The organism is Pantoea sp. EKM21T (genome assembly GCF_011800405.1).
Lineage (GTDB): Bacteria > Pseudomonadota > Gammaproteobacteria > Enterobacterales > Enterobacteriaceae > Pantoea > Pantoea agglomerans.
The window spans coordinates 273076-295465 of the sequence record NZ_JAALFV010000006.1 but is presented as its reverse complement, the minus strand read 5'-3'; the positions used below and the strand labels follow the sequence as shown (position 1 = coordinate 295465).

The 22390-nt window shown below is 57.1% G+C and carries 23 protein-coding genes; 7 read left to right on the top strand and 16 right to left on the bottom strand.

The features are described 5' to 3' along the window. The 8 genes from ugpE to HFD87_RS14420 all read right to left on the bottom strand — a co-directional run bounded on the left by ugpE (position 1) and on the right by HFD87_RS14420 (position 8551). A complete protein-coding gene (gene ugpE, locus HFD87_RS14455) occupies positions 1 to 846 on the bottom strand; it encodes a sn-glycerol-3-phosphate ABC transporter permease UgpE (protein ID WP_010671530.1) in 846 nt (281 codons plus the stop codon). Then, positions 843 to 1730 carry a sn-glycerol-3-phosphate ABC transporter permease UgpA gene (gene ugpA / locus HFD87_RS14450; RefSeq protein WP_010253295.1) on the bottom strand — a complete coding sequence of 296 codons (888 nt, stop codon included), beginning with the start codon at positions 1728 to 1730 and terminating at the stop codon, positions 843 to 845. The genes ugpE and ugpA overlap by 4 nt, the downstream gene beginning before the upstream one ends. Positions 1731 to 1784: 54 nt before the next feature. Beyond that, complete coding sequence (gene ugpB / locus HFD87_RS14445; protein WP_010253297.1) at positions 1785 to 3101, bottom strand: sn-glycerol-3-phosphate ABC transporter substrate-binding protein UgpB; 1317 nt, start codon at positions 3099 to 3101, stop codon at positions 1785 to 1787. 529 nt (positions 3102 to 3630) lie between these two features. Then, complete coding sequence (gene livF / locus HFD87_RS14440) at positions 3631 to 4344, bottom strand: high-affinity branched-chain amino acid ABC transporter ATP-binding protein LivF (protein WP_167423585.1); 714 nt, start codon at positions 4342 to 4344, stop codon at positions 3631 to 3633. A 1-nt stretch (position 4345) separates the two neighbouring features. Next, positions 4346 to 5113, bottom strand: a complete 768-nt coding sequence (livG, locus tag HFD87_RS14435) for a high-affinity branched-chain amino acid ABC transporter ATP-binding protein LivG (protein ID WP_010253302.1) — start codon at positions 5111 to 5113, stop codon at positions 4346 to 4348. After that, positions 5110 to 6381 carry a high-affinity branched-chain amino acid ABC transporter permease LivM gene (locus HFD87_RS14430; RefSeq protein ID WP_010671528.1) on the bottom strand — a complete coding sequence of 424 codons (1272 nt, stop codon included), beginning with the start codon at positions 6379 to 6381 and terminating at the stop codon, positions 5110 to 5112. The genes livG and HFD87_RS14430 overlap by 4 nt, the downstream gene beginning before the upstream one ends. After that, a complete protein-coding gene (livH, locus tag HFD87_RS14425; protein WP_009087789.1) occupies positions 6378 to 7304 on the bottom strand; it encodes a high-affinity branched-chain amino acid ABC transporter permease LivH in 927 nt (308 codons plus the stop codon). The genes HFD87_RS14430 and livH overlap by 4 nt, the downstream gene beginning before the upstream one ends. Before the next feature lie 134 nt (positions 7305 to 7438). Continuing rightward, positions 7439 to 8551, bottom strand: a complete 1113-nt coding sequence (locus tag HFD87_RS14420) for a branched-chain amino acid ABC transporter substrate-binding protein (protein WP_010253311.1) — start codon at positions 8549 to 8551, stop codon at positions 7439 to 7441. A gap of 395 nt (positions 8552 to 8946) precedes the next feature. Here HFD87_RS14420 and panM point away from each other — a divergent pair, with 395 nt between their 5' ends. Then, entirely contained in the window at positions 8947 to 9342 is a 396-nt protein-coding gene (panM, locus tag HFD87_RS14415; protein WP_033759053.1) for an aspartate 1-decarboxylase autocleavage activator PanM, read from the top strand. Between the two features lie 59 nt (positions 9343 to 9401). Here the strand turns inward: panM and rpoH are convergent, their stop codons facing one another. The 4 genes from rpoH to ftsY form a co-directional block, all read right to left on the bottom strand. Continuing rightward, entirely contained in the window at positions 9402 to 10259 is an 858-nt protein-coding gene (rpoH, locus tag HFD87_RS14410; RefSeq protein WP_010253314.1) for an RNA polymerase sigma factor RpoH, read from the bottom strand. Between the two features lie 240 nt (positions 10260 to 10499). Then, positions 10500 to 11483 (bottom strand): permease-like cell division protein FtsX, encoded by a 984-nt coding sequence (ftsX, locus tag HFD87_RS14405; protein WP_010253316.1) that lies wholly within the window; start codon positions 11481 to 11483, stop codon positions 10500 to 10502. Then, complete coding sequence (gene ftsE / locus HFD87_RS14400; RefSeq protein ID WP_010253318.1) at positions 11473 to 12141, bottom strand: cell division ATP-binding protein FtsE; 669 nt, start codon at positions 12139 to 12141, stop codon at positions 11473 to 11475. The genes ftsX and ftsE overlap by 11 nt, the downstream gene beginning before the upstream one ends. Before the next feature lie 5 nt (positions 12142 to 12146). Beyond that, positions 12147 to 13838, bottom strand: a complete 1692-nt coding sequence (gene ftsY, locus HFD87_RS14395; protein ID WP_124890382.1) for a signal recognition particle-docking protein FtsY — start codon at positions 13836 to 13838, stop codon at positions 12147 to 12149. A gap of 232 nt (positions 13839 to 14070) precedes the next feature. Here ftsY and rsmD point away from each other — a divergent pair, with 232 nt between their 5' ends. Both rsmD and HFD87_RS14385 read left to right on the top strand, forming a co-directional pair. Then, positions 14071 to 14670 carry a 16S rRNA (guanine(966)-N(2))-methyltransferase gene (rsmD, locus tag HFD87_RS14390; RefSeq protein ID WP_124890383.1) on the top strand — a complete coding sequence of 200 codons (600 nt, stop codon included), beginning with the start codon at positions 14071 to 14073 and terminating at the stop codon, positions 14668 to 14670. Next, on the top strand, positions 14660 to 14932 hold the full coding sequence (locus tag HFD87_RS14385; RefSeq protein ID WP_003852192.1) for a DUF1145 family protein: 273 nt from the start codon (positions 14660 to 14662) through the stop codon (positions 14930 to 14932). Before rsmD ends, HFD87_RS14385 begins: the two co-directional genes overlap by 11 nt. 26 nt (positions 14933 to 14958) lie before the next feature. Here HFD87_RS14385 and HFD87_RS14380 read toward each other — a convergent pair whose 3' ends face one another. Then, positions 14959 to 15315, bottom strand: a complete 357-nt coding sequence (locus tag HFD87_RS14380) for a DUF2500 domain-containing protein (protein ID WP_033759060.1) — start codon at positions 15313 to 15315, stop codon at positions 14959 to 14961. A gap of 144 nt (positions 15316 to 15459) precedes the next feature. Between HFD87_RS14380 and HFD87_RS14375 the strand changes: the two genes are divergently transcribed. Both HFD87_RS14375 and HFD87_RS14370 read left to right on the top strand, forming a co-directional pair. After that, positions 15460 to 16089, top strand: a complete 630-nt coding sequence (locus HFD87_RS14375; RefSeq protein WP_010253326.1) for a lysoplasmalogenase — start codon at positions 15460 to 15462, stop codon at positions 16087 to 16089. Between the two features lie 93 nt (positions 16090 to 16182). Then, positions 16183 to 18474 (top strand): zinc/cadmium/mercury/lead-transporting ATPase, encoded by a 2292-nt coding sequence (locus HFD87_RS14370; protein ID WP_064691026.1) that lies wholly within the window; start codon positions 16183 to 16185, stop codon positions 18472 to 18474. Between the two features lie 54 nt (positions 18475 to 18528). Here HFD87_RS14370 and tusA read toward each other — a convergent pair whose 3' ends face one another. Next, positions 18529 to 18780 (bottom strand): sulfurtransferase TusA, encoded by a 252-nt coding sequence (gene tusA, locus HFD87_RS14365; RefSeq protein ID WP_010253330.1) that lies wholly within the window; start codon positions 18778 to 18780, stop codon positions 18529 to 18531. A 204-nt stretch (positions 18781 to 18984) separates the two neighbouring features. Between tusA and HFD87_RS14360 the strand changes: the two genes are divergently transcribed. Beyond that, complete coding sequence (locus HFD87_RS14360; protein WP_010253331.1) at positions 18985 to 19650, top strand: 7-cyano-7-deazaguanine/7-aminomethyl-7-deazaguanine transporter; 666 nt, start codon at positions 18985 to 18987, stop codon at positions 19648 to 19650. A gap of 116 nt (positions 19651 to 19766) precedes the next feature. Then, the gene (locus tag HFD87_RS14355; RefSeq protein ID WP_010253333.1) at positions 19767 to 20321 is read left to right on the top strand and encodes a DcrB family lipoprotein; all 555 of its coding nucleotides are present in this window, start codon (positions 19767 to 19769) and stop codon (positions 20319 to 20321) included. A 55-nt stretch (positions 20322 to 20376) separates the two neighbouring features. Here HFD87_RS14355 and iolE read toward each other — a convergent pair whose 3' ends face one another. Continuing rightward, positions 20377 to 21273 carry a myo-inosose-2 dehydratase gene (gene iolE, locus HFD87_RS14350; protein ID WP_010253335.1) on the bottom strand — a complete coding sequence of 299 codons (897 nt, stop codon included), beginning with the start codon at positions 21271 to 21273 and terminating at the stop codon, positions 20377 to 20379. A 47-nt stretch (positions 21274 to 21320) separates the two neighbouring features. After that, positions 21321 to 22331, bottom strand: a complete 1011-nt coding sequence (locus HFD87_RS14345; RefSeq protein ID WP_033780961.1) for a Gfo/Idh/MocA family protein — start codon at positions 22329 to 22331, stop codon at positions 21321 to 21323. Positions 22332 to 22390: the final 59 nt, after the last annotated feature.

The window sequence follows — 22390 nt, the reverse complement described above, 5'->3', positions numbered from 1 at the left end:
TTATTTCTCACTCTCAACCAGACCGCGCACAAAGGCACGCTGCATGACTAACACCACCACCAATGGTGGGATCAGGGTTAATAACATTGCCGCCATCACTTCATTCCACTGGGTCGGCGATCCGCTGGAGGAGATCATGCTTTTAATCCCCGCCACCGCCGTGCCGAGGCTGGCGTCATTGATGATCAGCAGCGGCCAGAGGTACTGGTTCCAGCCGTAGATAAAGGTGATCACAAACAGCGCCGCCAGATTGGTTTTCGACAGCGGCAGAACAATGTCGATAAAGAAGCGCATCGCGCTGGCACCGTCGATGCGTGCCGCCTCCACCAGCTCATCCGGCAGCGACATAAAGAACTGACGGAACAGGAAGGTGGCGGTGGCCGAAGCCATCAGCGGCAGGGTTAATCCGCTGTAGCTGTCGAGCAGGTTGAGATCGGCGATCACCTGCACTGTCGGGAAAATACGCACCTCAACCGGCAGCATCAGGGTGATGAAGATCAGCCAGAAAAAGAGCGTACGCAGCGGAAAACGGAACCAGACCAGCGCAAACGCCGACAGCATCGACACCGTGATTTTGCCGAAAGTGATGCCCAGCGCCATGATCATGCTGTTGAGCAGCATCAGGCCAAACGCCGGCCCGTTGCCGTTGACGCCATGCGTCCAGATGCGCGAGATGTTCTCCCACAGGTGCGTGCCGGGCACCAGCGTCATCGGCACCTGATAGACCGCTTCGTTATCCAGCGTCGCCGCCACAAAGGCAACATAGAGCGGAAACAGGATGGTGAGCACGCCCAGCACCAGCACGATGTGGCTGAAGAGATCCAGCCCGCGTCGATTCTCAATCATTGGTATTGCACCTTACGTTCAACAAAGCGGAACTGGAGCACCGTCAGCCCGATGACCAGCAGCATCAGCACCACCGACTGCGCAGCGGACGAGGAGAGATCCAGACCGGTAAAGCCTTCGCGATAGATTTTGTAGATCAGCGTGGTGGTCGCCTGCACCGGCCCGCCGCCGGTGGCGGCATCGATCACCGGGAAGGTATCGAAGAAGGCGTAGATCAGATTCACCACCAGCAGGAAGAAGCTGACCGGCGTAATTAGTGGCAGCGAGAGGTTGAAGAAGCGACGCACCGGTCCGGCACCGTCAATGGCGGCGGCTTCCACCAGCGATTTGGGGATCGATTGCAGCGCAGCGAAGAAGAACAGGAAGTTGTAGCTCATCTGCTGCCAGATTGATGCCAGCACAATCAGGAACATCGCCTGACCGCTGTTTTGCGCATAGTTCCAGTTGTAGCCGATGTGGTTCAGCAGATAGCTGAACAGGCCCAGGCCCGGATTAAACAGGAACATCCACAGTACCGCGGCCACGACAGGCGCAACGGCGTAGGGCAGCAGCAACAGCGTCTGATAGAGACGGCGCAGCCGCACCACATAATCCACCAGCGCCGCCAGCAGCAGCGAAAAGACCATGCCGAACACCGTGACCATGCCGCTGAATTTTATGGTGGTCCAGAACGAATCCAGATAGTAAGGATCGGCAAACAGGCGTCTGAAGTTTTCCAGCCCGACAAAGCTGCTGGAGATGCCAAAGGGATCGAGGCTTTGCAGCGAGTACCACAGCGCTTCACCGGCAGGCCAGAGAAAGAAGATGGCGGTAATCAGCAGTTGCGGCAGCACCAGAAGATAGGGCAACAGACTGGTGCGAAAGACCGGACGAGATGAAGACATGGTGCACCTGGCGTCAGAGAGAGGGGCCAGCCTGAGCTGGCCCGCAAGGAGAGATTACTTCACCTGTTGCTGGAAGCGGCGCAGCAACTCGTTACCGCGTTTCACTGCGTTATCCATCGCGTTCTGCGGCGACTGCTTGCCGGTCCAGACGCTTTCCAGCTCTTCGTCGATCACGGTACGAATCTGCGGCATGTTGCCCAGACGCATGCCTTTAGTGAACGGCAGTGGCGGCTTGTTCATCATCTGACGGGTAGCGATATCCGCGCCCGGATTCTTATCGTAGAAGCCCTGCTGTTTAGTCAGCTCGTAGGCGGCGGTGGTAATCGGCAGATAGCCGGTTTTCTGGTGCCATTCCGCGGCGATTTCCGGTTTAGCGAGGAACTGCATAAACTCAGCCACGCCTTTGTAGGTTGTCGCATCTTTGCCTTTCATCACCCACAGGCTGGCACCGCCGATCAGGGCGTTCTGCGGCGCATTCGGCACGGTCTCGTCATACGGCATCATGCCAACACCGAAGTTGAATTTGGCGTAATGACGGATATCAGCCAGCGAACCCGATGAGGCAGTGGTGATACCGCAGTCGCCGTTGTAGAACTTGGCGGTGGACTCATCTTTGCGGCCAAAGTAGGTGAAGTCCCCTTTCTTGTTCATCGCTTCCAGCAGCTCGATATGACGAACCAGTACCGGCTTGTTGAACTCCAGCACCGCATCAAGTCCGTCAAATCCGTTGTTTTTGGTCGCTACCGGCAGAGCGTGCCAGGCGCTGAAGTTTTCAATCTGGATCCAGCCCTGCCAGCCGCTGGCGTAGCCACAGCTCATGCCCGATTTGCGCAGTGCAGCGGCATCCGTCGCCAGCTCCTGCCAGGTTTTCGGCGGCTGATCCGGGTTCAGACCCGCTTTTTTAAAGGCGTCTTTGTTGTAGTAGAGCACTGGCGTCGAGCTGTTGAACGGCTGAGAGATCAGCTGACCTTTGCTGTCGCTGTAGTAGCCCGCCACCGTTGGCACGAACTGCTTTTCATCAAAGGGGATACCGGCGTCTTTGAAGACCTGATGCACCGGCACAATCGCCTGCGAGGCCATCATGGTCGCCGTACCGACTTCATAAACCTGCAGCACCGCAGGGGCTTTGCCGCTGCGCACTGCCGCAATCCCTGCTGCCAGGCTCTGCTCGTAGTTACCTTTGTAGGTCGGAACAATTTTGTAATCGGGATGCGTCTGGTTAAAACGCTGTGCCAGCGAATCCACTTCTTTGCCTAGCTCGCCTTCCATAGAGTGCCAGAAAGGGATTTCAGTGGCGGCCATGGCATGGCTGCTGAGCGTCAGACCGAGCAGCACGCTCATCAGGCTACGACGAAAGGTAACGACGGACATAGAATTTTCCTGTGCAGGTAAATACGCGTGAAATCACGGATTTCTGTTTCGCGAAGTAACATGACACGGGGAAATGAAGGATTAATAACAGAAGGATGACAGCCGGGTGACAGACCGGTATGCGCAAAAGAGGAGGCTGGCAGCGCAGCGGTAACGCGTCACTGCTGCCAGGTTTTGGTTACATAATTTGCAGAGCGGCTGGGCAGTAAAAAAGCCCGCAGCGGATTCTACTTCACCAAATGCAAAAGGCGATGGCGGCCCCTCTAACACCGACACTCAAGGCCGTCTGCGCCGCATCACACACCCATTTTGAAGGCCGTCGGCGGCGCAGGCAGGTTGCGGGCGGACAGCGCGCAGCCACCGGAGCGTACACGTAGTACGTGAGGATGGCGAGCACTGCCCAACCGCAACCTGACCAGTAAGCCAGGCCTGTGTACCAAAGCGCGCAGTAATCCTCACGTATATATATACGTGAGGATTACGAGCACTGCCCGGTGTCGAAATGGCAAGTAAGCCAGGCCGTGCCCCATCAGGCACCTAAGTAAGCACTGCGGACGGCTTCGTTGGAAAGGAGTGCTGAACCTGTGTCATCAAGCACCACATGCCCGTTCTCCAGCACATAGCCCCGATCCGCCAGCTTCAGCGCCTGATTCGCATTCTGCTCCACCAGGAAAATCGTCATCCCCTCGCTGCGCAGCTGCTCAATGGTGTCGAAGATCTGCTGAATAATGATCGGTGCCAGTCCCAGCGACGGTTCGTCCAGCAACAGCAGGCGCGGCTGGCTCATCAGCGCACGACCAATCGCCAGCATCTGCTGTTCACCGCCCGACATCGTCCCGGCGCGCTGGATTTTACGCTCCTCCAGACGCGGGAAGAGTTCATAAACGCGCTTGATCCGCGTCAGATAGTCCGGACGGCTGGCAAAAAAGCCCCCCATCGCCAGGTTCTCTTCTACCGTCATGCGCGAAAAGACCCGTCGGCCTTCCGGCACGATGGCGATCGCTTCACGCATAATGCGTGAGGTTTGCCAGTCGGTAATGGTTTTGCCATCAAAGGTAATGGTGCCCTGCGTCGCGCGCGGCTCGCCGCATAGCGTACCCAGCAGCGTGGTTTTTCCTGCACCGTTAGCGCCAATCAGGGTGACGATTTCGCCCTGATTGATATAGAGACTGACGTTGTGCAGCGCCTGAATTTTGCCGTAGTGGGCGCTGACGTTCTCAATGGTTAACATCGCATTTGCCATCTCAGGCCTCTCCTAAATAGGCACGAATGACATCCGGGTTATTACGAATCTCTTCCGGCGTTCCGTTAGCCAGCGGCGTTCCCTGATTGACCACATAAATACGGTCAGAAATCCCCATCACCAGCTTCATATCATGTTCAATCAGCAGCACCGACACCTTGTGTTCACCACGCAGCTCCGCAATCAGCGCGTCCAGCTCGTGCGTCTCTTTGGGATTAAGGCCCGCCGCCGGTTCATCCAGCATCAGGATTTCCGGGCGCGTCACCATACAGCGCGCAATCTCCAGCCGACGCTGCTGACCATAGGCCAGATTGCCCGCCTGACGGTTAGCCAGATCCAGCAGCCCCACCCGCTCCAGCCAGGTCGCCGCACGATCCAGCGCCTCACTCTCACTGCGGCGAAACGCCGGGGTTTTCAGCAGACCGGAAAATACGCCGCTTTTCAGATGCTGATGCTGCGCCACCAGCAGGTTCTCAATGACCGTCATCTCACGGAACAGACGCACGTGCTGGAACGTCCGCACGATGCCCATCCGCGCAATCTTCTGGCCCGGCAACCCTTCCAGATGCTGCTCACGCAATGTGATCGTCCCGCCGGTTGGCTTGTAAAAGCCGGTCAGGCAGTTAAACACGGTGGTTTTACCGGCACCGTTGGGGCCAATCAGCGAAACGATCTCCTGCGGACGCAGCTCCAGCGCCACATTGTTCACGGCTAACAGACCGCCGAAGCGCATCATCAGGCCTTCAACGGCTAATAAAGGCTGAATCATGCCTGCTCTCCTTGTTTACCGGTTCTGAGCTTCAGATGCGGACGCTTCATCGGCAACAGGCCCTGCGGACGCCAGATCATCATCAGCACCATCAGGCCACCCAGCACCAGCATGCTGTACTCATTGAGATCGCGCATCAGCTCGCGTGACACCACCAGAAGGATGGCGGCCAGAATCACCGCAAACTGCGACCCCATCCCGCCCAGGACGACAATCGCCAGCACAAAGGCGGATTCGACAAAGGTAAAGGATTCCGGGCTGACAAAGCCCTGACGCGCCGCGAACAGGCTGCCGGCAAAACCGGCAAACGCGGCACTGATGGTAAAGGCGGTCAGCTTGATGCGGGTCGGGCTGAGGCCCAGTGAACGGCAGGCAATCTCATCCTCACGCAGGGCTTCCCAGGCTCGGCCCAGCGGCATCCGCAGCAGCCGGTTGATCACAAACAGCGTCAGCACCACCAGCAACAGCGCCACCAGGTAGAGGAAGATAATGCGGTCGCTGGGATCGTACTTCAGCCCAAAGAAGTTATGGAAGGTATCCCAGCCGCCTTCCCGCGGCGTACGACCAAACTCCAGACCAAACAGCGTCGGTTTCGGGATCTGGCTGATGCCGTTCGGCCCGCCGGTCAGGGCGGTATTGTTCAGCAGCAGAATACGCACGATCTCACCGAAGCCCAGCGTCACTATCGCCAGATAGTCGCCGCGCAGTCGCAGCACCGGGAAGCCCAGCAGCAGACCAAACAGCGCGGCAACTATGCCGGAGAGCGGCAGGCACTGCCAGAAGCCGAGACCGTAATAGTGGTTCAGCAGCGCAAAGGTGTAGGCACCGATAGCGTAAAAGCCGCCATAACCCAGCACCAGCAGGCCAGAGAGGCCGACCACCACGTTTAAGCCCAGACCGAGCATCACGTAGATCAGCGTCATGGTGGCGATATCGACGGTGCCGCGTGACACCAGGAATGGCCAGGCAACGGCGGCGATAATCAGCACCGCCATCACCAGCTTCTGCTTCGGCGTCGAGCCATCCAGACCCGGTAACACCAGCGCCGGACCGGAAATTTTCTTCAGGCCGCTTTGCCATACCGGACGCAGCAGCTGAAACAGAAACACCACCGCACAGCCTGTGGCGATCCAGTTCCAGCGCACGCTACCGGCGTTCTGCACCACCAGATTAGTGCCGTCCAGATTCAGGCGCAGCCCCATAAAGAAGGTGGCGAGCACCAGCAGCATCACCGAGGAGATCAGGGCATTGATCAAGGAAGTCTTCATACTTTTTCGACCTCCGGGCGACCCAGAATCCCGGTCGGCATCACCAGCAGCACCACAATCAGCAGAGCAAACGAGACCACATCTTTATATTCTGTGCTGAGATAGGCCGAGGTCAGCGCCTCGGCGATGCCCAGCACCAGGCCGCCAATCATCGCGCCCGGAATACTGCCAATCCCGCCCAGCACGGCGGCGGTGAATGCTTTCATACCTGCCATAAAGCCGATGAAGGGGTTGATTGAACCGTAGAACTGTCCCAGCAATACGCCCGCCACCGCGGCCATCGCGGCACCGATGACAAATGTCAGCGAGATCACGCGGTCAGTGTTTATCCCCAGCAGGCTGGCCATTTTCAGGTCTTCTGCGCAGGCGCGGCAGGCGCGGCCCATGCGTGAATAGCGGATAAAGGTGGTCAGCGCCAGCATCGCCAGGAACGTCACCACCCAGATCACTATCTGCATGGTAGAAATCGTGGCGGCAAAGCCGTTGCTCTCGCCTACCGTCCACTGTCCGGTAATCAGACTCGGCAGCGCCAGGTCGCGTGAACCCTGCGTCAGGCTGACGTAGTTTTGCAGGAATATCGACATCCCGATGGCGGAGATCAGCGCAATCAGGCGCTTGGACGAGCGCACAGGCCGGTAGGCGACGCGCTCAATGCTCCAGCCGTAGGCGCTGGAGATAATTACCGCCATCACAAAGCCGGCCGCAATCATCAGCCAGGTGGTGTCGATGCCCATCATCATCAGGGCGGCAATCACGATAAAGGAGACATAGCTACCGATCATGTAGACCTCGCCGTGGGCGAAGTTGATCATGCCGATAATGCCGTAAACCATGGTGTAACCGATGGCGATCAGCGCGTAGGTGCTGCCCAGGGTCACACCGTTAAACATCTGCTGAATAAAATAGAGAAACTGCTCGGACATACCTTGACCCTTACTTAACCGATCATAGGCGATCGGGGTACAAAAAACGCCTGGCAGACCAGCACCAGGCGTTCGTGTCGCTGGTCAGGGGAAACCGGTTAACCGGTCTCCCGCTCACCACAAAACAGCCTGGTTTACTTCACAGCAGTCGAGGTGCCATCGGCATGCCATTTAAAGACGCCGAATTCAAAGCCCTTAAGGTCACCCTTCTCATCCCAGTTAAGGTTGCCCATCACGGTTGGCACCGCGGCACCTTCCTTGAGGTTTTTCACGATAGCGTCCGGCTCAGCGCTCTTGCTGCGCTCCATGCCGGTTGCCAGCGACTGCAGTGCGGCATAGGTGGTCCAGACGAACGGTCCGGTCGGATCCAGTTTCTTCGCTTTCAGCGCTTCCACGATCGGTTTGTTGGTTTCAACCTGGTCATAGCGTTTTGGCAGGGTCACCAGCATGCCTTCAGAAGCGGCACCGGCGATGTTGGACAGCGAGGCGTTACCCACGCCTTCCGGTCCCATAAACTGGGTTTTCAGGCCCGCAGCACGTGCCTGACGCACGATCTGGCCCATTTCCGGGTAGTAACCGCCGAAATAGACGAAATCGACGTTCTCTTTCTTGAAGCGCGCGACCAGCGTAGAGAAATCTTTATCGCCAGCGGTGATACCTTCAAACATCACGATATTAGCGCCCTGCTTTTTCAGGCTCTCCTGTACGGAGCGCGCCAGGCCTTCGCCATACTGCTGTTTGTCATGCACTACGGCGATGCGCTGCGGTTTAAGCTCGCTCATCACATATTTCGCGGCGGTCGGACCCTGATCGGAGTCGAGACCGGTGGTGCGCATAATCAGTTTATAGCCGCGGGAAGTCAGGTCAGGGGCGGTCGCCGCCGGGGTAATCATCAGCACGCCTTCATCTTCATAGATGTCAGAAGCGGGCTGGGTGGATGAAGAGCAGAGATGGCCGATCACGTAGCGGATGCCGTCGTTAATCACCTTGTTCGCTACCGCAACCGCCTGTTTCGGGTCACAGGCGTCGTCATATTTCACCGCAACCAGTTTGTTGCCGTTAACACCGCCTTTGGCGTTGATATCTTCAATCGCCTGAGTCGCACCGGCGAATTGCATGTCGCCGTACTGCGCCACCGGGCCAGACATTGCGCCGACAATCGCCACTTTGATATCTTCAGCCAGCGCCGCATGGCTCATCGCCAGTGCTACACATCCCGCCAGTAATGCGCGACCTTTCATTTTCATCCTGACTACCCCATTTGTTTTGTCGTGTATGTTGTGAGTGTTTGTGCTGTCAGATAAAGTCGAAAACTGATTAAGCATGAATGAGTTAGCGTACTTTTCTGACATTTTTTATTAATAAGGCTTTATTTTTCAGGTTATTAAACAGGAAGTTTCTTCTGTAAATCAACTGACATATTCAGAATTGACTGAGTGAAACAGCATAATACACTGGAGGCAACGGCCGGTTTTTCACCGCTTTGCCAGCGCGTTATGCTGGATTGATCGCACGCTCTCCCTGTTTACAACTATCATCCTGGCATCCCGACCATCTTTTGACCTGTTTTATTGATGAAAATGTGGTAGCACTCTGGTTGTACATTTTCGCTGCACTTTCCCCTGTTACAGAGGTTTTTGTTATGAAGCTCACTATCCAGCGTTTAACCACGCTGACCGCGCAGGACCGCATCGATCTTGGCAAAGTCTGGCCGGATCTGGAGATTGAACAACTGGAGCAGCAGCTGGATGAGCGCCATCGTCTCTATGCTGCCCGTTTTAACGACCGGCTACTGGCGGGTTTGCAGCTGGAAATCGCCGGGATCCACGGCAAAATTCACCGGCTGTCGGTGCGCGATGTCACCCGGCGACGCGGGGTGGGACAATATTTACTGGAGGAGACGATCAGGCAGAATGGGTCGATAGCGGACTGGTGGATTGCCGATGATGGCAGTGACGATCAGCAGGTGCGGGCAGCCTTTATGCAGGCGTGTGGCTTCAGGGCGCAGAGTGACGGCTGGATAATGGCGGTAGAATAGTCAGGCGCAGAAAAACAAAAAGGGCGACATAAAGTCGCCCCTTAAGATGTCGAAGTGCGTTACGCTTCGATCGCCATACGCAGTTTCTTCATGGCGTTCTTTTCCAGCTGCCGGACACGTTCGGCTGACACGCCGTACTGATCGGCCAGCTCCTGCAGCGTGGTTTTATTGTCTTCGTCCAGCCAGCGGGCGCGAATAATGTGCTGACTACGCTCATCCAGACCTTCCATCGCATAGCTCAGCTTGTCAGCCGCGTGCGCATCCCAGTTATCCTCTTCAATGCCGTCAGCAAAGTCAGAGGTTTTATCCTGAAGATAAAGCACGGGTGCCATAGAGCGGCCTTCGCTGCTCTCGTCGTCGGCAGACATATCAAAGGTCATATCCTGCGCGGCCATACGCGATTCCATTTCACGCACATCTTTGCTGCTTACGCCCAGCTCACGCGCAACCATCTCGACTTCGTCCTGATTGAACCAGCCCAGACGCTGCTTGGTTTTACGCAGGTTAAAGAACAGCTTACGCTGTGCTTTGGTGGTCGCGACTTTCACGATACGCCAGTTACGCAGCACGTATTCGTGAATCTCCGCTTTAATCCAGTGCACGGCAAACGAAACCAGACGCACGCCCACTTCTGGGTTGAAGCGACGTACCGCTTTCATCAGGCCGATATTGCCTTCCTGGACCAGGTCAGCCTGTGGCAGACCGTAGCCGGAGTAATTACGAGCGATATGAACTACAAAGCGTAGGTGAGACAGGATCAGCGTCTTTGCCGCATCCAGATCGCCCTGGTAATGCAGCCGTTCAGCCAACGCTTTTTCCTCTTCTGCCGAGAGCATCGGCCAGGTATTCGCAGCCCGGACGTAAGACTCCAGGTTGCCAAGAGGAGCAATAGCTAAAGTTTGCATTTCTTTGGTCATTCAAACCCTCACAAATTCAGTGGAATTGCCGCACATTTCCCTGCGCAGACGATACATTACGTCAACGTCGCGCGAAATCCGAAAGCAATCTGTGCTACTTAGAGTGGTAAAGTTATCCACAAGTTCAATTATAGCGGTGAATATTTTACACACAGATGACAGGAAAGGAAGAGGGGAAATATCCTCTGCACCCACCATCGGTAGCAGAGGACCATTATAACAAAAAAATGTTGCAGGCGTTTACTGCGGCGTAAATCGACGTAAATGTTGTACCGTTGCCAGCCACGCAGCCACCCAGCCGATGATCGCCGCAATCAGTAACAGCAGCAGCGCCTCATCCCACGAGAAGCCTTCCAGCGAGAAGGTGGTACCAAATACGGTTGCTACACTGGCAACAACGGACTGCAGACGCAGCACCAGCACTTCCGACAGCAGCAGCGACAGCACTGCCCCGCTGAAGCCCAGCAGCGCCCCGCCATAGAGGAACGGACGCAGGATAAAGCCGTCAGTGGCACCAATCAGCTTCTGCACGTTAATGGTGTCGCGTCGGGCAAAGATGCTAAGCCGGACGCTGTTACCGATCACCAGGAACACTGCCACGATCATCAGCACGCCAATCATTGAGGCGATCTGCCCCACCAGCCCGGTCAGCGCCGCCAGCCGCGCAAACCAGCTATCATCCATCCGCACTTCATCCACGCCCTGCACTTTGGTCACCCGATCGCGCAGGCTTTGCATGGTGTCTGAGTTCTGGAAATTGAGCTTAGGTGTAATGATGGCCACCGCAGGCAGCGGATTCTGCTCCAGCATATCCATTGCGCCGCCAAAGCCTGACCAGTTGCGGAACTCGTTCAGCGCCTCTTCCCGCGTCAGGTAGTTGACGTTATCCACGCCTTCGACCTGCTTGAGCTGCGCCACCACGTTTTCTGCCGCCGTGTCATCCAGCGTTTTGGAGAGATAAACGGTTAACTGCGGCGCCGGATACCACTGCGTTGCCGCCTGGCTGACGTTTTTCCACACCATGTAGCAGACGCTGGGCAGCGTCAGTGAAATGGCGATGACCATCACCGTCAGCAGGGTGGCCAGCGGCTGACGCCACATATCAGAAAGCGTGCCGCGCAGCGCATAGCGCCACTGCTCCTGCCAGCCGCCTTTCAGCGCTTTGCTCTTCGACTGCTGCTTCGCTTTCGGCGCAGCCGGACGTTTAATGCGTTTATTGACCATCGTGGCCTCCGTGCAGACGTCCCTGATTCAGCGTCATCATCCGGTAGTTGCGTCGGGCAATCAGACCGCTGTCATGCGTCGCCATCAGGACGGTGACGCCGACGCGGTTAAACTCTTCGAACAGGCGCAGAATATCTTCTGACAGCGCGTCGTCAAGGTTACCGGTCGGTTCATCGGCCAGCAGCACGGCGGGCTTGTTCACCACCGCACGGGCGATGCCCACACGCTGCTGTTCACCGCCAGAAAGCTGAATCGGATAACTTTTCGCTTTGTCGAGCAGACCCACTTTATCCAGTGCCGCCGAAACGCGACGACGAATGTCTTCGCCGCTGGCACCGGAGATAATCAGCGGGATCGCCACATTTTCATAAACCGAACGATCCATCAGCAGGTGGTGATCCTGGAAAATCATGCCGATCTGACGACGCAGGAAAGGCACCTCACTGTTACGCAGGCGGGAAATGTCATGGCCGCTGAACCAGATTTTTCCGGCACTCGGGCGCTCAATGCCACAAATCAGCTTCAGCAAGGTACTTTTACCGGCACCGGAGTGGCCGGTCAGAAACGCCATTTCGCCGGGACGCAGACGGAAATCTACCCCCTGCAGCGCCTGACGTCCGCCGAGATATGCCTTACTGACCTCTTCAAAGCGAATCATCCTAATTAGTCCTCTCGGGCAAACAGTGCCTCAATAAAATCTTCCGCCTTAAACGGCCGTAAATCTTCAATGCCTTCACCGACACCAATGTAGCGAATCGGAATACCGAACTGATCGGCCACCGAGAAGATCACGCCGCCTTTGGCGGTGCCATCCAGCTTGGTAAGCGCAATCCCGGTCACGCCAACGGCTTCATTAAACAGTCGGGCCTGGCTGACCGCATTCTGTCCGGTGCTGGCATCCAGCGTCAGCATCACTTCGTGTGGCGCTGAATCATCCAGTTTTTTCATCACGCGGGTGATTTTTTTCAGCTCTTCCATCAGGTGCGATTTGTTCTGCAGACGACCCGCGGTATCGGCAATCAGCACGTCAACGCCACGGGATTTCGCCGCCTGAATAGCATCGAAGATCACCGAAGCGGAATCTGCACCGGTGTGCTGAGCAATCACCGGAATGTTATTGCGCTGGCCCCACACCTGCAGCTGTTCAACAGCCGCGGCGCGGAAGGTATCACCAGCCGCTAACATCACAGATTTGCCTTCAGCCTGATACTGGCGCGCCAGTTTACCGATGGTGGTGGTTTTACCTACACCATTGACGCCAACCATCAGGATCACAAACGGCGTTTTGCCTGAGACGTCCAGTGGCGCATCCACTTTCGCCAGAATCGAGGCCATCTCCGCTTTCAGCAGACCGTAGAGCGCTTCCGCATCACGCAGCTGCTTGCGGTTTGCCTGCTGGGTCAGATGCGTGATGATGCGGCGAGTGGTATCCACACCCACATCCGCAATCAGCAGTTGCTCTTCCAGCTCGTCAAACAGCTCATCATCAATCTTTTTGCCACGGAACAGGCTGATAAAACCGGAACCGAGGTTCTGACGGGTTTTCACCAGGCTGCGCTTCAGGCGGGCAAAGAAGCCCTCTTTGCTGGGACGCTCCTGCTCCTGCACGATGAGTGGCGCGGCGGCCAGCGGGAGATCGCTGACGGTATCGGATAATGTCTCTGCCGGTTCCGCGTCGGTGACTTCGGCTTCGCCCAGTGCCAGTGCGGTCAGCTCTTCTTCGGTGAGCGGTGCTTCCGCTTCACTGTCCGGGGTTTCAACGATCGCAGCCTCGTCCGGCGTCAGCGCTTCATCGCTTAACGGCGCTTCGGCTTCGCTGTGCGGGGTTTCAACGATCCCGGCGTCATCCAGCGCCAGCGCGGTCAGCTCTTCTTCGCTTAATGGCGCGTCCGCTTCGCTGTCCGGGGTTTCAACGATCGGGGCGTCGCCCAGCGCCAGCGCGGTCAGCTCTTCTTCGCTTAACGGCGCATCCGCGGGTTCCGCATCAACGGCTGGTTTTACCACGTCGTCGGCGTCGATAACCGGCGTCGCGTCATGTTCAGGTGCGGCGATTTCCAGTAGTGCTTCAGGATCGGCCTCAATCGGCGCAGCTTCATCCAGCACCATGGGTGCCGACTCATGCGGCGCTGCCGCGGTGACTTCCGCCTCACGCTGCTGCCCGGCCACCGTTTCGGTGATAACGACAGTCTCTTCCGCTTGCGCTTCAGCCTGGCTTAATGCCGGGGCGTCCTGTTCTGCCTGCTGCTCTGCGGGTTCTGCGACCTCTTGTGTCTGCTCCTCCGCTACAGGTTGTTTCTCTTCCTCTTTGCCAAATCCCAGCCAGGAAAAAAAGCCACGTTTTTTCTCTTTTGCCATTGTGTGACGACACTCCTCGATGGCTTTGTCCCGGTCGCGCGTGGTTTCCAGGGGTAAATCAATGAAAGTTGGTCAGCGCCAGACCGGCGTAAACCGCAGAATAATGCATGACTTCAGCAACTCAGTAGTCTAACACTTTCCAGCCAGCTCACCACAGCACCCTTTTTTAACGTTTCTTCTCACCGATTCGCCCGTTAAACTACGCAACAAATTATGACGAGTTGTGAGCAAGATGAATAAAAAACCCCGCAGTACAGGCGGTGCCGGGCAGATTCGCATCATTGGCGGCCAGTGGCGCGGACGCAAACTGCCGGTGCCGGACAGCGCCGGACTGCGCCCGACCACCGATCGGGTACGTGAGACGCTGTTTAACTGGCTGGCCCCGGTGCTGCCAGAGGCGCGCTGCCTCGACTGCTTTGCCGGTAGCGGCGCATTAGGACTGGAAGCCCTGTCGCGTTACGCGGGATCGGCGACGCTGCTCGAGCTGGAACGGCCGGTGGCGCAGCAGCTGACAAAAAATCTGCAGACGTTGCGCGCCAGTAATGGCACCGTGATTCAGACCAATGCGTTAAACTGGCTGGCACAGCCAGGTGAACCCTTTGATGTGGTGTTTATCGATCCGCCGTTTCGTCAGGGATTGCTGGAACAGACGTTACAGCTGCTGGAGCAGAATCACTGGCTGGCCGATCAGGCGCTGATTTACGTCGAAAGTGAAGTGGAAAATGGCGCACCGCCGGTGCCGCCAGAGTGGGATCTTTATCGCGAGAAAATAGCCGGACAAGTGGCTTATCGTTTGTATCAACGTCAACAGGAGACGCAGGATGTTACTTAATTTGGGGCGTCTGTTGATGCTATGCGTGTGGGGATTTCTGCTGGCTAACCTGGTTCATCCCTACCCGAAACCGCTGACTTATTTTATCAACGTTGCGCTGATTTTCATGATCCTGATGCATGGTCTGCAGCTGGTGTTACTGCGCACCACGCAGACCAAAGATGCGCCGCCGATTGACCGCGTCACCCAGGCCAAAGTGTTTCTGTTCGGGGTGTTCGAACTGGTCGCCTGGCAGAAGAAAAACTTCCCACGCAAGAAATAATCCCGGGCGGGCGCAATGCCCGCCGGTTACTGCCGGGGTGTGAAGCTGATAAAGCGCGTGCCCTGCATCTTCAGCTCGCCTCTGGCGCCCTTGTCCAGCTGATGATATTCCGCCTCTTTAAGCTGCACTTTGATGTCGCTGGCACCGTTCAGCGGGTGAAACAGCACCTCGTAGCGCATCTCTTCCCCGGCGATCACTTCCCGCTGCCGTGAACGGCGATTGGGTGCAGGAAATTCACGTTTGGTTTTGACCTCAACCTGCAGAGAACGCTCGGGTGAAGCGTCATTCACCGCCACTTCCCGGCGTTGCTTAATGAACTGACGGGTCGCCAGCACGGCGATAATCGCCAGAACGATGATAAAGATTAGCGGCGGTTTGCTCATAGCGTTCTTGTGCCTGCAGGATGATTAATCAGGCGGCAAAGCATACAACCAGAGTTGCCTGATTGTCACATCTCAGAGGCTTAACCTAAACTGGAAGGGATATTTTGGGATCTTTCACCATTTTGAACAAAAAAGGGAGAAACAATGCTCTGGTCTTTCCTCGCTGTACTTTTCTCCGGCTGGCTCTACGTCGACGCCACCTATCGCGGCCCGCAATGGCAACGCTGGTTATTTAAGCCGGTCACGCTGCTGCTGCTTGTCGGGCTGGCCTGGCAGGCACCGGTGCTGCAGACTACGGACTACCTGATTCTGGCCGGTCTGGTCGCGACGCTGGTCGGTGATGCGTTAACGCTGCTGCCGCGTCAGCAGATGCTCTATGCCATCGGGGCTTTCTTCCTGTCGCACCTGCTTTATACCCTCTGCTTCGCCGCCAGCATGACCATGACCTTCTTCTGGCCGATTCCGCTGACGCTGCTCATCATCGGTGCCGCCCTGATTGGCATCATCTGGAGCCGACTGGAAGATCTGCGCTGGCCTGTCTGCACCTTTATCGGCATGACGCTGGTGATGACCTGGATAGCGACCGAGCAGTACTTCTTCCGCCCGACCGATTACAGCTTCTCGATCATGGTGGGTGCCGGTCTGCTGCTGCTGGCAAACGCCGTCTGGTTTATCTCACACTATCGCCGCCGCTTTACCGCCGACAGCGCGATTGTCGCCGCCTGCTACTTCGCCGGTCACTTTATGATCGTGCGCTCGTTGTGGGTCGTCTGAAAAAATAGCCTTGACTCTGGAGTTCACTCCAGAGTGTAGGATAAAGGATGGGCTGCGTTGCTCATCCCACTATTCTTACACTCTGGAGGTCATATGCATCAACATCACGCCTGTGGCTGCGGCAAACCCCGTGCCAGTCACGCCGCAGCAAAACCGCTGTGCCAGGTTCGCCAGGCCCGCCCCCTCTCCCTTTCTATTCACGCCGCGACGCCTGTACCTGCCGAGACGGCAGGCTGTTGCTGTGACAGTCACTGCAGCCCTGGCAACGACGCCGACACCGCTGAGGAAAGCGACCGGCGAGGCGCCGACAGTTATCCCTTTAGCTGGCAGGTCAGCGGGATGGATTGCCCGTCGTGTGCCCGCACCATTGAAACCGCTGTCCGTCAGGTAAGTGGCGTGACCGACGCCCGTGTCTTGTTCAGCAGCGAGAAACTGGTGGTCAACGCTGAACACGATGTACAAAACGCCGTTGAACAGGCGGTGAAAAAAGCCGGCTTCCAGCTCGCAACCCCATCAGCCACGTCGGCCACATCCCCCGCTACGCCGGGCTGGCAGCATAACCGGATGCTGATTTTGCTGGCGCTGCTGGTGCTTGCCAGTAGCATTCTCAGCCAGTTCGCGCCCGCCTGGGGCGATCGGCTGTTTGTGCTGACCACGCTGGTCGGCCTGGTCCCGGTGGCGCGCGGTGCCTGGCAGCGTCTGCGCAGCGGATCGCCTTTTACTATTGAGACATTAATGACGCTGGCGTCAGCTGGCGCACTGATTATTGGCGCACACGCTGAAGCCGCGATGGTGCTGGTGTTGTTTCAGCTGGGCGAACAGCTGGAAAGCTATGCCGCTTCCAGGGCGCGCAGCGGCGTTACCAGCCTGATGGCGTTGCGGCCTGAATCGGCGATCCGTCTTGAACAGGGCAAACGTACTGAGGTACCGCTCGCAGCGCTGCAACCCGGCGATGTGATTGAAGTCGCGGCGGGCAGCCGCTTGCCGGTCGATGGCAGCTTAATCAGCCCGCTTGCCAGTTTCGATGAGAGCGCGCTAACCGGTGAATCACTGCCGGTAACGCGGGCCAGCGGCGAAAAAATCCTCGCCGGTGCTACCAGCGTTGATCGCCTGGTGATGCTGGAAGTGGTGTCGAAGCCGGGTGAAAGCGCGATCGACCGTATCCTGCAGCTGATTGAAGAAGCGGAAACGCATCGTGCGCCGGTCGAACGCTTTATCGACCAGTTCAGCCGTATTTACACGCCGCTGGTCATGCTGCTGTCGCTGCTGGTGATGGTGGTGCCGCCACTGCTCGGCGCAGGCGACTGGCAGCCGTGGATCTACAAAGGGCTGACACTGCTGTTGATTGGCTGCCCCTGTGCACTGGTGATCTCCACGCCTGCCGCCATTACCTCCGGGCTGGCTGCAGCGGCGCGACAGGGCGCACTGATCAAAGGCGGTGCGGCGCTGGAGCGGCTGAGTTCGGTGCGCAGAATGGCGTTTGATAAAACCGGTACTCTGACGCTGGGCAAGCCGCAGCTGACGCAGATCCTGCGCTTTGGCACGGCCAGCGAGTCAGAGATGCTGGCGCTGAGCGCCGCTGCGGAACAGGGTGCCACCCATCCGCTGGCCAGCGCTATCGTGGCGGCCGCGCAGGCGCGTGATCTGGTGATTCCTGACGCGCAGGATCAGCAGGTGCAGGCGGGACGCGGCATCAGCGCGAAAGTCGCTGGCCAGCAGATTCAGCTGCTGACGCCCGGCCATGCACCCGGTCTGACGCCGCAGCAAAATGCGCAGATAGCGCAACAGGAAGCTGAAGGTGAAACCCTGGTGGTGCTGATGCGCGATGGCGAAGCGCTGGGTGCGCTGGCTCTGCGCGATCAGTTGCGCGACGACGCCGTCGAGGCGTTAAAGGCGCTGAAAAAGCTGGGTATTGAGAGCCTGATGCTGACCGGCGACAATCCGCGCGCTGCGGCGACCATTGCCCGCCAGCTCGATATTGATTATCGCGCCAGTCTGCTGCCCGCCGATAAAGTCGCGGCGATCCGCGAACTGAGTCAGCAACAGCCGCTGGCGATGGTCGGGGATGGCATTAACGACGCGCCAGCAATGAAAGCGGCAACGCTGGGCATTGCGATGGGCAGCGGCACCGATGTGGCGCTGGAAGCGGCCGATGCTGCCCTGACGCGTAATCAGCTCAGCAATCTGGCTCCGATGATTGCGCTGGCACGCCGGACTCGGCGCATCATCCGTCAGAATATCGGTATTGCGCTGGGGCTAAAGGCGATTTTCCTGGTCACAACCCTGCTGGGTCTGACCGGACTCTGGCTGGCGGTGCTGGCAGATTCGGGTGCGACCGCGCTGGTCACCGCCAACGCGCTGCGGTTACTGCGTCGCCGCGCCTGAGCAGGCGGCTTCTGATCTGAAGAGTGAGGTTAACGGCGGCCTGTACGGCTGTCGTCAACCCGCCATGCCTTTGCGGATCAGAAACTGATAGGGCAGCGTGTCGGTTTGCTGCGCAAGCAAGCCATGTTCCATAAAGCGGCAGAAGCCGGGAATATCGCGCGTGGTGGCCGGATCATCGGCGATGATCAGCAACGTCTCGCCATCCTGCAGGCTGCGTACGGTTTTGCGCACCATCATCACCGGCTCCGGGCAACGCAGGCCACGGGCATCCAGCTGATGGTCGGCAGAGGAAAAAGCATCGCTCATAATCAACTCGGTTCAGGTAAAGGGCGCTCATTCTAGCGCGTGCTGGCGGTGAAGCAAGGCGATAACGATTGCGCTAAAATTAACCATTGCATAAAAAGCACAACGCGGTAAGATGCCGCCGCTTTTTGCTCATAAAACTGCCAGGCGCTGCCCGAACGGCGTCCCGCAATGGGTTCCCTCACCCCAACATTAAAAAGGTTGAATATGCTCGCATTTTCTTCGCGTCAGCGCATGCATGCGCTTTTCTGGTTATCGCTGTTTCACCTGCTGGTGATCACTTCGAGTAACTATCTGGTTCAGTTGCCTATTTCAGTGTTTGGCTTCCACACCACCTGGGGTGCATTCAGCTTCCCGTTTATCTTCCTGGCGACCGATCTCACCGTGCGTATTTTTGGCGCACCGCTGGCCCGACGCATTATTCTGGCCGTGATGATCCCGGCGCTGTTTATCTCTTACAGTGTCTCGGCGCTGTTCTATCAGGGTGAATGGCAGGGCTGGCAGGCACTGGAAGTGATGAATCTGTTTGTTGCCCGTATCGCCTGCGCCAGCTTTATGGCTTACGCGCTGGGTCAGATCCTCGACGTTCACGTGTTCAACCGTCTGCGTCGCCTGCCACAGTGGTGGATTGCGCCGGGCTGCGCCATGTTTCTCGGGAATATCAGCGATACGCTGGCCTTCTTCTTTATCGCCTTCTATAAAAGCCCCGATGCGTTTATGGCGCAGCACTGGGTTGAGATTGCCCTGGTGGATTACAGCTTCAAAGTGCTGATCTGCATGGTCTTCTTCCTGCCCGCCTACGGCGTGCTGCTCAACGCGGCGCTGAAACGTCTGGCTGAACGCCAGACCGCCCGCCAGGTCAATTTCGGCTAAGCGCCCATACGGTTTCCACTACTATCCGCTAAGATCTTCTGACAATCATCAGGTTGCGTTTGCAACCTGATTCCTGTTGTATTAATGCCTGACTGGAAACTTAAAAAGGGATTCTGATGCGCAACCTGGTGAAATATGTAGGAATGGGTTTACTGGTACTCGGCTTAGCAGCCTGTGACCAGAAGAAAGATGAAGCGGCGAATGACAACGGCGTCAGCGCCAGTCAGTCGGCGCAAACCGTCACGCTGATGGATGGCAAACTGAGCTTCTCGCTGCCACCAGGCATGTCCGATAAAAGCGGTAAACTGGGTTCGCAGACCACTAACATGCACGTTTATGCGGATGAAACCGGTGCCCGCGCCATTATTGTGATTGCCGGCGACCCGACCAATGATGGTCTGGATGTGCTGTCGCAGCGTATGGAACAGCAGCAGCGTAACCGCGATCCGCAGTTGCAGGTGGTGTCGAACAAATCTGTGACGCTGAAAGATCAGCCCGCACAGCAGCTGGATACGGTGATTTCTGCCAATAACCAGACCTCATGGTCTTCAGTGGTTCTGGCGAAAGTAGATGGCAAACTGGTGACGCTGCAGATTACGCTGCCAGGTGATAATCAGCAGCAGGCGCAGAGCGATGCTGACAACATCGTGAAAAGCATTACGCTGAAGTAAAACAAAAGGCTGGCTTCCCTGCACGGGGAAGCCAGCCTTCGGTCAGAAGGGCTTTTTATAAACCTGCATTCTCGCGAATATATTTCCGCGCTTTCACCGCATATTCAAACGGATTGGCCAGTGCCGGATCCTGCTCCGCTTCAACCACCATCCAGCCTTTATAGCCGTAATCATCCAGGATTTTGAACACCGGTCTGAAGTCGATCACGCCATCGCCCGGTACGGTAAAGGTGCCCTTTTTCACTCCTTCCAGGAACGAGAGATGGTTCTCACGCACCTCGGCGACCACCTCATCACGCACATCCTTAAGATGAACGTGGAAGATGCGCGGCAGATATTTCTCCAGTACCGCCAGCATCTTCTGCTGGGAGCCTTCGGAGTAGTAGACGTGGCCGGTGTCATAGAGCAAACCGACCTGCTCGTCGGTCATCTCCATAAACCGGTCAATCTCTTCAGTGGTCTGAATGCCGGTGCCCATGTGGTGATGCAGCGTCACGCGCATCCCTTTCTCCGCCGCGATGCGGGCCAGTTCGTTGTAGCCTTCCGCGGTTAACTGCCACTCTTCATCGCTGAAAATGGCCTTCTCTTCAAACACCGCAAGCCCGGTGCCCTGAATACTTTTGCTCTGCTCGGAACAGCCAATCACCCGCGCGCCCATCGCATGCAGGAAGTTCATATGCTCGATGAACTGTTCGATGGTTTTCTGTTTATCGCCATTAGCGAAAAAGGTGCTGAACCAGGCGTTGCAGATCTCAATGCCGCGAATGTCGAGCATCGGTTTCAGGATCGCCGGATCGCGGGGATATTTGCTGCCTACTTCGCTGCCGGTAAAGCCAGCCAGCGCCATCTCACTGACGGTTTGCTGGAAGGTATTCTCACTGCCGAGATCCGGCATGTCATCGTTGGTCCAGCCGATCGGGGCGATCGCCAGTTTTACATTCTCTTTGTTCATTATCTTATTCCCAGGCGGAGAGCGGCCATGCCGCATAGACAGCTAAATCAGTTATAGAAAGCAGGACGCGGCGGCATCTCTACCGGCTCAATCGCACCACTGTTCTGCGCTTTAATGCAGGCATCGGCGGCGACTGAGGCGGCAAAGCCATCCCAGGCAGAAGGACCGGTCAACTGGCCCGCTTTGATGTCGTTGATAAACGCCTGCAGCTCAACGTCGTACGCCTCGATAAAGCGATCTTTCCAGTCCACCAGAATGGTGTTCGACAGGCGGGCCTCTTTGCGCAGCTGCACCGAAGAGGGCTCTGGCAGGCGCGCAATCCCCTCTTCACCCACCACTTCACACTGAATGTCATAGCCGTAAGCGCAGTTAACGAAGATCTCGACGTCAATGCGAACCCCTTTCTGGGTTTCGAACAGCACGATCTGCGGATCTTTCAGCTGACTGTGTGACTTCGAGGTAACGCGCGGGAAGACTACCTGCACCGTTTTATAGTCATCGTTTGTCAGCCAGCGCAGCACATCCAGCTCGTGGATCAGGGTGTTGGTGATCGCCATCGGCGTGGTGTAGTTCTCCGGCACGGTCGGGTTGCGGTGCGCGCAGTGCAGCATCAGCGGCTCACCGATATCGCCATCGGTAATTACTTTTTTCAGTGCACGGTAGCCCGCATCGTAAGGACGCATAAAGCCGACCTGCACCAGGCGTTTACCCGCCTGAATCTCTGCATCCACGACCCGGCGGCAGCCCTCGGCGCTCATCGCCAGCGGCTTTTCACAGAACACCGGTTTACCGGCGGCAATCGCCGCTAAGGTGAACTCTTCATGGGTCGGATCCCATGAGGTGACCAGCACCGCATCAACATTCGGAGACTGAATCACGTCGTGTCCATTTTCGAATACCTCCGCCTCAATATTCAGGCGTTGCAGTGCGGCACGCGCGCCTTCGACATTAATGTCAGAGACGGCAACCACCTGTGCACCCTGCAGCACGTGGCTGCAGCGACGAATATGTTCCTGACCAATTGCACCTGTACCGATGACGCCAAGTTTCAAAGTCATAATTACACCTGTGTAGGGTTCGTACGGAGAAGAGCAAAACGGGCCGCGGCACGGCCCTG